This window comes from Paenibacillus sp. FSL W8-0187 (assembly GCF_037969755.1).
In the GTDB taxonomy this organism is placed as follows: Bacteria; Bacillota; Bacilli; order Paenibacillales; family Paenibacillaceae; genus Paenibacillus_AQ.
The window spans coordinates 3082673-3095607 of sequence record NZ_CP150206.1; the positions used below are offsets into that span (position 1 = coordinate 3082673).

General features: G+C 37.2%; 15 protein-coding genes. 13 read left to right on the forward strand and 2 right to left on the reverse strand.

Annotated elements, in window-relative coordinates:
- Positions 1-237 precede the first annotated feature (237 nt).
- On the reverse strand, positions 238-525 hold the full coding sequence (locus MKY48_RS13950; RefSeq protein WP_339293217.1) for a DUF6809 family protein: 288 nt from the start codon (positions 523-525) through the stop codon (positions 238-240).
- Between the two features lie 151 nt (positions 526-676).
- Between MKY48_RS13950 and MKY48_RS13955 the strand changes: the two genes are divergently transcribed.
- The 9 genes from MKY48_RS13955 to MKY48_RS13995 all read left to right on the forward strand — a co-directional run bounded on the left by MKY48_RS13955 (position 677) and on the right by MKY48_RS13995 (position 7973).
- Positions 677-901, forward strand: coding sequence for a helix-turn-helix transcriptional regulator (locus tag MKY48_RS13955; protein WP_339272635.1), 225 nt, complete (start codon positions 677-679; stop codon positions 899-901).
- 200 nt (positions 902-1101) lie between these two features.
- Positions 1102-1605 (forward strand): GNAT family N-acetyltransferase, encoded by a 504-nt coding sequence (locus MKY48_RS13960; RefSeq protein WP_339293218.1) that lies wholly within the window; start codon positions 1102-1104, stop codon positions 1603-1605.
- 217 nt (positions 1606-1822) lie between these two features.
- On the forward strand, positions 1823-2119 hold the full coding sequence (locus tag MKY48_RS13965) for an HAD hydrolase-like protein (protein ID WP_339293219.1): 297 nt from the start codon (positions 1823-1825) through the stop codon (positions 2117-2119).
- Entirely contained in the window at positions 2116-2496 is a 381-nt protein-coding gene (locus MKY48_RS13970; protein ID WP_339293220.1) for an HAD-IA family hydrolase, read from the forward strand. The genes MKY48_RS13965 and MKY48_RS13970 overlap by 4 nt, the downstream gene beginning before the upstream one ends.
- Before the next feature lie 227 nt (positions 2497-2723).
- Positions 2724-3182: a hypothetical protein gene (locus tag MKY48_RS13975; RefSeq protein WP_339293221.1), complete on the forward strand. Its 459-nt coding sequence runs from the start codon at positions 2724-2726 to the stop codon at positions 3180-3182.
- A 211-nt stretch (positions 3183-3393) separates the two neighbouring features.
- Positions 3394-4083, forward strand: coding sequence for a Cthe_2314 family HEPN domain-containing protein (locus tag MKY48_RS13980; protein WP_339293222.1), 690 nt, complete (start codon positions 3394-3396; stop codon positions 4081-4083).
- 246 nt (positions 4084-4329) lie between these two features.
- Positions 4330-5187 carry a phosphotransferase gene (locus tag MKY48_RS13985; protein WP_339293223.1) on the forward strand — a complete coding sequence of 286 codons (858 nt, stop codon included), beginning with the start codon at positions 4330-4332 and terminating at the stop codon, positions 5185-5187.
- A gap of 347 nt (positions 5188-5534) precedes the next feature.
- The gene (locus MKY48_RS13990; RefSeq protein ID WP_339293224.1) at positions 5535-6089 is read left to right on the forward strand and encodes a group II truncated hemoglobin; all 555 of its coding nucleotides are present in this window, start codon (positions 5535-5537) and stop codon (positions 6087-6089) included.
- A gap of 387 nt (positions 6090-6476) precedes the next feature.
- A complete protein-coding gene (locus MKY48_RS13995; protein WP_339293225.1) occupies positions 6477-7973 on the forward strand; it encodes a serine hydrolase domain-containing protein in 1497 nt (498 codons plus the stop codon).
- Between the two features lie 1104 nt (positions 7974-9077).
- On the opposite strand, the gene MKY48_RS14000 is transcribed toward MKY48_RS13995, so the two are convergent.
- Positions 9078-9968 carry a hypothetical protein gene (locus MKY48_RS14000; RefSeq protein ID WP_339293226.1) on the reverse strand — a complete coding sequence of 297 codons (891 nt, stop codon included), beginning with the start codon at positions 9966-9968 and terminating at the stop codon, positions 9078-9080.
- Positions 9969-10425: 457 nt separating this feature from the next.
- Here MKY48_RS14000 and MKY48_RS14005 point away from each other — a divergent pair, with 457 nt between their 5' ends.
- The 4 genes from MKY48_RS14005 (at position 10426) to MKY48_RS14020 (ending at position 12924) form a co-directional block, all read left to right on the forward strand.
- Entirely contained in the window at positions 10426-11043 is a 618-nt protein-coding gene (locus tag MKY48_RS14005) for a TIM barrel protein (RefSeq protein WP_339293510.1), read from the forward strand.
- Complete coding sequence (locus MKY48_RS14010; RefSeq protein WP_339293227.1) at positions 11024-11260, forward strand: hypothetical protein; 237 nt, start codon at positions 11024-11026, stop codon at positions 11258-11260. The genes MKY48_RS14005 and MKY48_RS14010 overlap by 20 nt, the downstream gene beginning before the upstream one ends.
- A gap of 278 nt (positions 11261-11538) precedes the next feature.
- Complete coding sequence (locus MKY48_RS14015) at positions 11539-11967, forward strand: hypothetical protein (RefSeq protein ID WP_339293228.1); 429 nt, start codon at positions 11539-11541, stop codon at positions 11965-11967.
- A gap of 429 nt (positions 11968-12396) precedes the next feature.
- Positions 12397-12924, forward strand: a complete 528-nt coding sequence (locus MKY48_RS14020) for a GNAT family N-acetyltransferase (protein WP_339293229.1) — start codon at positions 12397-12399, stop codon at positions 12922-12924.
- The last annotated feature ends 11 nt before the right edge of the window (positions 12925-12935 follow it).

Genomic DNA, 12935 nt, shown 5'->3' on the forward strand with positions numbered 1-12935 from the left:
TTTTTTGGTGATGCTTCGAAGACAGTAACCGCGCATAACAATGTATTCAAGCTGCGGGAGCTTAAGCTCCCTTGGTCCGGGCCGATGAACTTCGGAGAAGCAGAGTCAGCCGGACAACCCTGCGAGCCTAAGTCTGACGACCCGTTCCCTGCGGTCACTTAAGGCTCTTGGGTTCGTGAATACAACAACGTTATACGACAGAATCAATAATAATAGAACAGAGGGTCGGAAGACCCTCTAAATGCCAGAGTTCTGTAACTCACAAAAGAGTTGTAGAGCATCTTTGAAACCTTGTATGTAGATACTTCTTTCTAGGATGGACTGGAGAGAAATTTGAGCGTCTTCGTAAAGAAAAGCTGTATGTTGAAGTTGATCGGGTAAAGCTTCACGAAGCGTTCTGAAATATTGATCTGTTTCTGAAGTAAGTTGACTGTATTCGGTATGATGTTCTGAAAGTTCAGAGTAAAGTAATTCCAATCGTATTCTTATGAGTGGTTCTGCTAGTGAATCTAATGTATTAACCATATGTTAGACCTCCTTTTTAACCCTATAGAGCTATTATATAACTCTATAGGGTTAATTACGAGGTGAATATTTGACTTTATAGAGTTAATACTTCGCTTTTCATTGATGATTGCTGGTAAGAGAGATAAGATGGAATTATGGAGGGGAAAAAATGAGCATTATCAAGTGTAATATAAGAGAACTTATGGCAGAGCATCGAATAGATGATATAACTGAATTGATGGCGAAATCAGGATTAAGTCGGAATTCAATTAACAAGTTATACAGGGAAACCAATATAGAAACAACAAAATTAGAAACCTTATTCAAGCTATGCGATACATTTAACTGCAAATTATCTGATCTGATTGAATATGTACCTGCAGAAGATACATAGTGAAGGTCGATTCATGAAGAGATTCCGTCGTCTAACATAATATTCAAGCTGCGGCTCCTAACGGAGCCTTGTTCTGCTGGTTGGATTTCAGGGAAGCAGACTCAGCAGACACATCCGACTTCGTCGGACGCCGTGAATACAGGAACGTTAGGCGAAACCGCTGAAGAGCAAATACCATATAAGGAAAGAAGGATAACCAAATGATCACAATTAGGTTTGTTACAAGTGAGGATATCCCGCACGTTCAATCAATAGCTCATGAAACATGGATTTATACTTATGAAGGAATTTACTCAAAAGATTTCATTCATAAATTTCTAAGCAGGGCTTATTCTAATGAAAATTTAAGTCGAGCTGTAGAGAGAGATCTTCAAAGTCCCAAACGGAGTTTTTTGATAGCTGAATTTAATAACGAAGTCGTAGGATATGCTCAAACAAGTCAAGTAAATGAAGAAGAATATGAATTACTAAGAATCTATGTACGACCTGATTATCATAAAATTGGAATAGGAAAAGGCTTCATTCAGGAATATATTCAAGTTTTAAAGCCAATAAAGAAACTGTTTGCTTGGGTAGCGAAAGAGAACCACAGAGGAAGAGCGTTTTATGAGAAGAGCGGATTTAAAGAATTAGAAGAAAAAATTGAAACAATAGAAGGGCAGAGTAAAAAGCAAATTAAATATGTATTGGAAATCTTGAATTAATAGGGTGTAAGTAGTTCAACGCGGCATCGCCTAACAACGTATCTACGCCGCGTCTCATTCGCTCCTTGGTCTGCCGAGAAATTTTCGAAGATGCGGTCTCAGCAGACAACCCTGCACAGCCTAACCGCGTCGCGACCAGTCGCATACGCTCCTTTAAGGCAGTGAGGGTTCATAGATAAAATAACGTTATACGACATACACCAAAGGGCGGAGAGCAATGATAAAAGGTATCATATTTGATTTAGATGGAACAATACTTGATCGCGCTCAGTCATTGATCGCTTTTCTTGAAAATCAATATAATCGTATTCATGCTTTTCATAAATTTGAAAAGCATGTTTTCATTCAAAGATTTATTGAACTGGATCAGAAGGGATATGTGTGGAAAGATAAGGTCTATCAAAGTCTCATTGAAGAAATGAATCTTGAATTAACTATGGAAGAATTATTAGAGGATTATGTTGAGTCATTTCAGAATCATTTCAGAATCATTGTATTGGGTTCCCAGGCTTGATTGAACTACTAGATTACATAAAGGGAATGAATATAAAGTTAGGCATCATCACAAACGGATTCGGTCGATTTCAAATGAATAATATAAAGGGTCTAAAGATTGATCATTATTTTGATGAGATCTTGATTTCAGAAATTGAAGGTGTAAGAAAGCCTAATATTGAGATATTTATGAGAGCATTAAAACGTTTAGGAATAGAACCACACGAAGCGATTTTTATAGGAGACCATCCAGTTAACGATGTTGAAGCGAGTATAAAGGCTGGAATGATAGGAATCTGGAAGGAAGATGACTTTTTTGAAAGACCTTCAAATGAATATAGATCAATTAAGAACCTAATAGAAATTAAAGATATACTTGCAAGTATTTCAAAGTAGTGGCGTACGTCGTATAACAACGTATTCAGCGCTGCGGATTGGCTGAAGCCGATCCTTGGTCCGATCCGAGGGATTTCGAGGAAGTGAATCAGGCGGACAACCCTGCGAGGCTAACTGCGCAAGCGCAGCCGGCCACTTCGTGGCCTTAAGCCTCTCGGGTTCGTGAATACGAGAACGTTATATGAAATATCTGCAATATTTAATTAGATGAAAGAAAGGAACTGACAATGGAGGGATATACTGAAGTATCTTTTTATTTGCCGTTTTTTGATTTGATTGATGATACAGATGAGGCATTAGAAAAATTAATTAGACAATTTAATATCAAACTCGATATAACGGAATTATATAGTAAATATTTATCATACGGCGAAGGAACTTATAGTGTTGGCAAGGGGGACGTTATTGTATTTTTTAAGAGAAATGATAAGGAAAGTTTTATATTAATAGATTTGTTTCATGATTTTACCGATCAGCATAATATGGTGAAATTAGGAGTACGCAGTTCAATTGAAGATTTTGGGGCAATGAAGGATGTAATATATAGTATTCACAGAAGGGCAGAAATTAAAAGTGAAATAAATAAAAGTATTGATTTACTGAAACAGGAGATATCAGAGTATCCCATAGAGATTCGATATGGAGATCTAACGTACATAAAAAACATCTTTTATGATACTATTTAAGCATTTTCAAGAAGGCAGATACATCATATAACAATGTATCTACGCTGTGGGCTGCGCCCTTGGTTCGCAAGGAGTAGTAGGCAGAGAAGTTATTCAGCTCACAACCCTGCGAGGCTAAGTCCGTCGGACCCGGTCGCGTTCGCTCCCTTAAGCCTCTCGGGTTCCTAGATACAGGAACGTTACGAGAAATCATCGGAAAAGAAGGAGAAAAATGAAATATATTAGATATCCTAACGAAGAAGAATGGAAGAATATCTTTAATAGTAGCCCATTTGTAGGATTTAGTTTTTCATCTTCTAGCTTTTATAACAATAATCTAAATGCAATTGATATATTTGATAGTCCGATAATTAACTCATATGGATTACTGTTAATACAGAGATTTAGATCACTTGTAGAAAGTTATATTTTATTAACTTATTATTATCAACTAGGAATACCTGATGAAACTGAAAAGAGAAATAACAACGAAATCTTTAAAGATTTTGAACCACATCATTTTGGAAATAAAGAAAAGTTTGATTATTACTCGGATGTCTTTTATTTTAAAGTGTTTTCATGTTGGGAAGTAGTTGGGCACATACTTAACATTCAGTATAATTTGAAGATAAAGCAAATTGAATTTAAGAAAGTGGTTAGGCAACTAAAAGGTAAAGATGATGATATGTTCCTAAAGCTGTCTGAAATTATAAGCAATTTTGAATTTATTAATGCGAATACTTATAGGAACCACATAACTCACAATTACTCTCCGAACATGCCAGGATTAGTACGAAGAATAGATGAAAATGGGGTCGTGATAGAGTATGTACAAGAATATTTTAGCTCGTCAGTGGTGTATGAGAATATTAAATCAGTATTAGAATTATTAAAGCGCAGTATTGAAGTGATTAAAAACTAAAAGATTATTTCAGTATTTCGACGAGGTCGATGACATCTCATAACATAGTATCTACGCAGCGGGCCGTTCGGCCCTTGGTTCGCCAGATGAAGTAATCAGAGAAGCGGAATCAGCTCACAACCCTACGTGGCTAAGTCCGTCGGACCCGGTCGCGTTGCTCCCTTAAGCCTCTCGGATTCGTAGATACGAGAACGTTATAGGAAATCAGCGCAATACAAAAATACAATTAGAAAAGGACCAATAACAATGAACTATCAATACAATTTGAAATTTGAAAAATTGTGCAAAATATTGGAACTTGGTGAATTAATCAAAGCCCCTGAAGCAATAGCAGGTGGTCATTTACATAGGATGTTTGCAGTCGAAACTTCCAAGGGGAAATATGCTGTCAAAGCACTAAACCCACAGATTATGGCGAGACCTACAGCGCTTAATAATTATATCAAATCTGAAAGAATCGTGAGTATTACATCTAATCATATACCCGCTCAACCTGCAAAGATATATAATGGGGCATTTTTACAGAACATTGACAATCAATTCTATATAATTTTTGATTGGATTGAAGGCCACACTTTGAAGTCACATGAGATCAGTAAGGCTAATTGTAAAAGGATTGGATCGATACTTGCTGAAATTCATAAAACAGATTTCTCACAGATTGGCAATACTAATGAATCTTACAATGAGATACAACAAATTGACTGGAACTTCTATTTAAATAAAGGGAGAGGGATGCATTCTGTTTGGGTAAACCTCTTATCCGATAACATTGAACTGTTATTTCTATGGAATAACAAAGCAAAACGTTCTTCAAAAATGTTAGCTGCGGAAAGTGTTTTCAGTCATAGAGACTTGGAACCTAAGAATGTTATGTGGAAACAAGATAATCCTAGGATAATTGATTGGGAATCAGCTGGTGAAATAAACCCAAAACACGATTTGATTGAAACGGCTGTTTACTGGTCTTTGAATGAATCCGGTGGAATAGACAAAGACAAATTTCATGCTTTTGTTTGTGGATATCAAGAACGTTATGGAATTGTAGTTACAGATTGGAGAATTGTATTAGAACTTAAGCAAGTTAGACTGGTTGGAATATAGTCTTAAACGTTCATTACAGATTGAATGCACAGACGAAAGCGAGCAGGAAATGGGAACAAATCATGTTATAGGCACAATCAATGCACTTAAGGCTTATGAAGAAATGGTTTCAGTATTAGAAGCATGGTTAAACAATGCAAACAAAGCTTAGGTTAATTCGAAGAAGTTGCTGACATCCTATAACAACGTATTCACGAGGCGGGCCTGACGGCCCTTGGTCTGCAAGAGGTTAATTCGGAGAAGCTGAATCAGCAGACAACCCTGCACTGGCTAAGTCCGTCGGACCCGGGGCTGGCGCCCCTTAAGCCAGTGAGGGTTCGTGAATACAAGAACGTTATCGGAAATCAATGCAAAACCAAAAAAGTGATTCAACTAAAGAGGCGGTAGAGTGCAATATTACCCATTCTAGCACTGTTTTTTTAGATCAATACCAAGGAGATGATGAAATGCAAACCGTATATGAAGCAGTTGGTGGTCACGAGGGTTTGTTGAAGTTGGCGGAGGCTTGGCATGCTCGAGTACTGGAGGATGAGGTGGTAAGCCATGCGTTTAGTCATGGTTATCACCCTGAACACACGGAGCGGCTGGCGGCGTACTGGGCAGAGGCTTTGGGAGGTCCGCAACGCTATACCGAAGAATATGGTAATGAAACCACCGCTGTTCGCCTTCATAGCGGTAACGGTCCTCACAATGATATGGACAAACGAGCTATTGTCTGTTTTGATCAAGCGTTGGTCGATGTAGGCATTGCAACTAATGACAAACTAAGACAGGTACTTCACGACTATTTTGCCTGGACCACAATCAACACGATGGCAAGATATCCAGGTTCCGCCAATGACGTTCCAGAAGGACTCCAAATCCCACACTGGTCTTGGGACGGTCTTGTCGGTCATCAATAGTGCTTACCACTGTTAGAATTAAAGTAACAGAGAACGATAGTGTAATCGATGAAGGCACTGACATCCGATAACAACGCATTCACGCATCGGGGCATTCGCCTCTCGGTCCGGAGGAAGCATTTCTAGGAAGCGGATTCAGCGGACAACACCTGCGAGGCTAAGTCTTCGACCCGGCGGGGCGATCACTTCGTTTGATCACCAGGGCAGCTTAAGCCTCCCGGGTTCGTGAATGCGTAAGACGTTATCGGAAATCAGCGCAAAGAATTAATTGGCTTTAAGAAGTATGTTTTTCTAAGCCATAACGGCACAAAGTAGGTTTTTTGGTGTTGTTTAATTATATAGTATGGTTCATTATTATTTAGAAGATTTACAATAGGGAGAACCACAATGAAGAAAATACATAGTAAAACAGGCACATTAACAGTATGTGTCATCCTACTTATCGCAATCATTACTACTATAGCGTGTTGGGATGAACTTGGGGGTTTGGTAAGGACAGGGAATTATGATACTACGGATAATATGGTGGAAACCATCATGGCCAAATCGGCGACTCCAGGGGTCGCTATGGTAGTATCAGAGCAGGGCAAGACAAAATATAAGAATTACGGATATGCGGATGTTAATAATAAGAAGAGGGTGACTGAAGAGTCATTATTTGAATTGGGATCGACTACAAAGGCATTTACGGCTTTGGCCGTTATTTTATTAGAAAATGAGGGCTACTTATCTCTTACAGATTCTATTACAGACTATATTCCATCGTTTGAGCCAACCATTAAGGGGGAGAAAGTTAATATTACGATTCATCAGTTGTTAGCTCATACAAGTGGAATTCCCCCGTGGAGTATTCGGTTAATTCCTGAAGGTCCCACGGATGATATGCTTGAAAAAACGATACATAATGTGTCAGACATTGCATTAGATACTTCTCCTGGGACAGCATATAATTATGCTACAGTTAATTATGATATTTTAGCGATGATTATTGAAAAAGTTACAGGCAAACGTTATCAGGAATACATGACTGAAAACATACTAGTTCCTTTAGGAATGACTGATAGTTATTTTTCAACAGGTCAGGAAAAGGAATCTGATAAACTTACCAAAGGATATCGTGTATTTTTTGGAAGGAGCTTAGAATATGATGCCCCTAGATATTATGGGAATATCGCTGCAGGATATTTGGTAACGAATTCAAAAGATTTAGAACGCTGGATTAATGCCCAAATGGGGATAGGCGATATACCAGATAATTTATTGAAAGCAATACAACAATCACATCAAGTCGACATCAAAACGGCGGGATACGAAGGTGAAAATCAATACTATTCATTTGGATGGAGTATTCATACGAAAAAAAGAGTTGTTAGTCATAATGGATCTAATCCTAATTACTCCTCACAGGTTCTTATTGATTTGGAAAAGCAGCAGGCCATATTTGTTCTGGCTAATTTGAATTCAACTGCACCATCGCTAATTGCTAATAACATATATGAGAATATGAATGGAAATCATATGAAAAAATTTAATTATGATGACGTTAATCTATTAATTGATATAGTATTTTCATTCTTAGCAATAATAGCCGTCATTATCTTATGTGTCCAAGCAATTAAACTCGTTAGAGGAATAAAACTAAATATTAAAGATGAAAAGACAAGGTTCAGAAAAATGACAGGAAGTAGTATTGCACTAATCTTAAGCATTATGCTTTTGGTATTGGTAATGATCTGGCCCTATCTATTAGACAATAATTATTTAATGATAAAGGTGTGGATGTCGTATTCAATATTTATTTGGATGGGTCTTACTTCTATCAATTGTATTTTATCGATAATAATTAATATTAAAAAAATCGGAATTATTAGAAGCAGTTTATAAAAAAATTAAAGGTGAAATGTGAAATGTGAAGAAATCACATACAATTGTTTATCTGATCTTGAGTTCTCAAATCTTTAAAGAAGAGAAAGGTATATTTCGAAGAAGGCGCTGACATCCGATAACACAGCATTCCTACCGCGGGCATTAGCCCTTGATCGCATTCCTGTGTTGTAATATATTTCCTTTTGTCATAACTTTTTTCTTTGAGACGTTAAGGTTTGTGTTTTGATTTACAGATGGATACAAATTGTGTAAATTAATTTCAACATATACGGAATCGCCGTTGTGATCCGATAGCATCGGTAAAAAGGCTCTCCTGCAAATTGCGGGGAGCCTTTTACTTTGTCCATATGGAGTGATAGGGCGATGATAAACCATTTCCACATCGTAAAATCAGATACCGTGTTACTTGGTTAGGGGTATACCTTTCAAGGGGGGCCTCCGTGAGCAACCATATAACCAGCTTCTTGATCGTCACAATCGATATACACATGGGAATTAGACAGAGTTGCTGCATCGCTGGTGTAAATACTCACGCAGTTTGAATTTTAGTTCATATCACAAAATGAACTGAGAGAATACTGGACAACATTAAAGCTCTATAATTATAATCTTACGTTATAAGTAAGTTTCAGGTAATCCATGCAGAAAAAAACGGAGCAACATTGTTGTTTGCTCCGAGATAAAGCTATTGATTTCCATTCAATAAGGAATCTAGGCGATTTATTAATTTATCATTACTAAAGTTCTTTTTTAATGATGTAATTATATCTTTTATCTCAGGAGCATTGTGCACTGGCTGCTTATTGTTATGCATTTCTAACAATCTAGTTTCAAGCGTATGACCGTAGTGAAATTTATAGCTCGAAAAATCTGAAAGCGCAGCAACTTTACTTGCCTGGCTTAAAACTAGACTATCAGGGACGGTGTCCTCTTTAATCCCTTGTGCTAATCCGTCAAGCTCAGAAAGGAAGCTATTGTTTACGTTTGATATTGTTCTCTTGTAATTAGTAATCTGAGTTAGTTGGATAAGGTTTAAAATCAACAGAATAGCTATGACTATGGAGAATAGAACTATAATTCTTTTCTTAATTTATATCCCTCCTACCAGTTTATTATTGAGTGTCCAGTTACTTTGTCATACTTAGTAGATGGGCTAATCGTGACACTTCCGCCTCCTGGGAACGAAACAGAGGGGTTTATCGTCAATGTTGACTCATTATGAGCATACATTGAGTAGGCATCAGCAACCGTTAGGTTACTTACATTGGGTTTGAATCTATATTTCATATAACCAGCATTATACACTGAATTACTTGTTTTTGTTAAGTTCATAAAATATGAAATTCCAGCAGCAAGATCTGTATCAGGTTTAGTATAGTTTACTTCATCAGAAACTAATGTTCCACTATCTGTATAAAACTTATACTTATAAACTGCAGAAGACGATCCAGGGATTGAACTCGTATTGGCGTTTAATCCTAGTGCTAATGCATCCTTTCCTCTAAAAAATGGAGAAGTTAACCACTCAAATCGGCTGGATACTCCACCTTCAGTAGAGCTGTATTTTTCCACTGTTGTTTCTAATTTAAGCCAACTCGTGGTAACAGTAGTTGTTCCATATGGTTTAATTTGAGAATTCTGTTGTGCAGCAGCTTGTTCAGCTTCTTCTTTCGACACCTCAGTAACTACTTCTTTATAGTTTGAAGGATCAGCAATCAATTTACTACTTAGATCAGATACTGGTATATATTCAATTTTATAATAGTTATCTTTATAAGAAACTCCTTGGAGATTAGAAATGTTACTAAAGTATTCGACTAGATCATTTTGAGTGAGATCGTTCACAAAATTTGTGGAAAAATGATAACTTTCATGTACAGCGTCTTTCATTTCTTGTTCTGTGGGGGAGGATGTGTCAGCAAAAATAGCAGATTGCACACTAGTTGCTAAAATTATTGAAAAGAGTAGTCCTAATAATATCGTCTTTTTCATAACGTGTCACAACTCCTTTTGATAATTTAAGTGTTTATGCGGTTGGCCAACTATGGACAAATGTACCATACGAGTAAAAATAATGCAAATAATTACATATAAAATAGAGTGAATTTTAAAAATTCCTGTAACTTTTTAGAGTTAAATTGTTGTTATTCGCCATTTCATGTCATATCTATATCAACATCAAACTGGGGGGATTTAGGAGATTATAGGGTTGCCTACGGATTGGAACGCTAGAAGATCAGACGTGTATCATTTGGGATGACAAGTGCCTGGTCCAATCCATTAAGATTTTGCAGCGATGAGAACAGAGCAGCGAAACGGTAAAAAAAGAACGGACGTCAAGCACCACGAGTAATACAGATTACTGGACTCAGTATTAAAGGGGGCTTTATTATAGTAGTGAATATACGACTTTCAAAAAATATACATAAAGAGAGTTTGATAGTTGAAGGTGCGTTCATTCTTAGGGATAGAAGAGCTGGAAAGGAAGCGACTTATGTTTACTATTTATGATTGGTTTGGCTATCAATTGCCGAATAAGGAACGTTTTCAGTTGATAAAAGAAGTTGGATTTGATGGGGTTTTATTATGGTGGAGCGATGGCTTTGGGCGTGATTACTTTGGCCAGAAAGATTACCGCAAAGGGCCGCAAATTGCGCGAGAAGCGGGTCTTTATATAGAAAATATCCACGCACCAGTCCAAAGTGAAAACAACCTCTGGCTTGACAATCTGGACGGTGAAATCGTAACTGATTGCTATTTGCAATGTATTACAGACTGCGCCGAATTCGGGATTCCGACAATGGTGTTACACTTGCCTAACGAGGATAATCCATGTAACATATTGGGATTGGATAGAATTAAGAGAATCACTGAAAAAGCTGAACAGCTTGGTGTCAATGTTGCGCTGGAGAATTTATGGAACCTTTCCAATTTGGCATATGTGCTGGATCATGTGGATTCCCCGCGTATCGGGTTCTGTTATGACTCCGGACATCACTATCGCCATTATCCAAAAGATGATTTAATCTATATACGGTTCTCGGCTGATGGCACTACATTTACATGATAATAACGGAAGTTATGCCCAACACGGGTTACCCTTTGACGGCACGATTGATTGGTCTACAATCATGAAAAAAATTGCGGGAACAGATTATTCAGGTGCGACTGCAATAGAGGCCATGAATTGGGACTATAAGGATTTATCGGTTAATGAGTACTTACATAAAGCGTTTGAGCGAGTAAAAAGGTTGGAAACATTAAAACTCAGGTTTGAAAAATAGAATTTTAGCAATTTGATAAGGAATTTTAATAGAAAAGAATAAGAATCATAGTAGAGATAATAAAATAATTGTAGTTATTCATGATGGCAATGACATCACATAACATCGTATTCACGCTTTGAGGCTTTCGCCCCTTGGTTGTCAGATGTATAATCGTGGAAGGAAGCTCAGACAACAAACGCCCCAGCCTAAGATAAGAGCTATCTAAGGTTGGGGCGTTTCGTGAATACACAACGTTATAGGAAATCAGCACAATACAAATGTATGGGGGATAATCTGTGAAGTTAGTTAGTCAAGTTCAAGAGGAATTAGTAATAGCAGAGTTTTTATTTGCAGAGTTTAACTCTGATAGATTTAAGAACGGAATAATAGATGCTCTTGGTGATCATGATTCAAGTTTAATAACTAAACCTAATTTGAATGATAAAACTGAGAACCAATTAAGAAGAGATATTCTAGGTCAGACAAGAGGATTTGGCTGCAATACAGATTTGTTTGAGAATTTTCCTACAGAAGTTAAATGGTATAAAGCGGTTTTTCAGAAGCAAGATCTAAGCGAAGTAATGTATATTAACTATAGTTATTGGAATGAATTGTCAAGTGGTACTAGACTTCCTATGTATGCATCGAAGAATATCATTAATCAAATTGAAGTTTTTGGAGTTAGTAACCAGGGATTTATTGATATCTCTTTAGCGATCAAGTAAGGAATAGCGTTTCCAAGACTAATCTTTGTGTCAATGAATGAAAAGTCGAAAGTAGTTGTACTTGAAGGCCACGCTCGGTTGACAGCTTATTTTATTGATAGTGAATATTTACCCGATGAAATAGAAGTATTAATTGGGTACTCTGAGAAGTTTAGTGAATGGGATTTATATTAAGAACATTGTGTAGGTTGTGCATAGAAGGTAATTACATCCTATAACACTATATTCACGCTTCGGATCGGCTGTGCCGACCCTCGGTCCGCGAGAAGCGATCGGCAGGGAAGATGATTCTGCGGACACATCCGAACCGACTTTACCCTGGCGGATCCTTAAGTCGGTGGGACGTCGTTTGAATACACGTTATAGGAAATCAGTGCAAATCGTTCAAATCATTCAATAACTTAAATTTGAGTAGAAGGAGAATAATTCATGAAAGTTGAACTGAAATCTCCAACATATGAAGAGAAGGAAGTCTTAAAGAATTTGCTTGAACTTTATCTTTATGAATTAAGTTGCTATTCAGAACAAATCGAGTTGAATAAGTTTGGTCTGTACGGATATCGATATTTGGATCATTATTGGACAGATGAAGATAGACAAGCATTTTTGATTTTTTCGGAAGATAATTTGGCAGGATTAGCACTGGTTAGAAAATTTGATTACAGCGGGAATGATAAAGATTATAGATGGTTAATGTCTGAATTTTTTTTTGTCTTGAGGAAATATCAGAATAAAGGAATTGGTAGATTGGCTGCTCATCAACTTTTCAGCCGGTTTTCAGGTCCATGGATTGTCCCACAAATGGAGAATAACATCCCATCGCGTAGATTTTGGGAGAAGGTCATTTACGAGTATACGAGTGGTGAATATAAACAATCTAAGTTAGGGAATCAACCTGCACAGGAGTTTATTTTTGAAGGTAATGTCACCGGGAATGAAAGTAGATATATAATCTAAATAATTCGGGG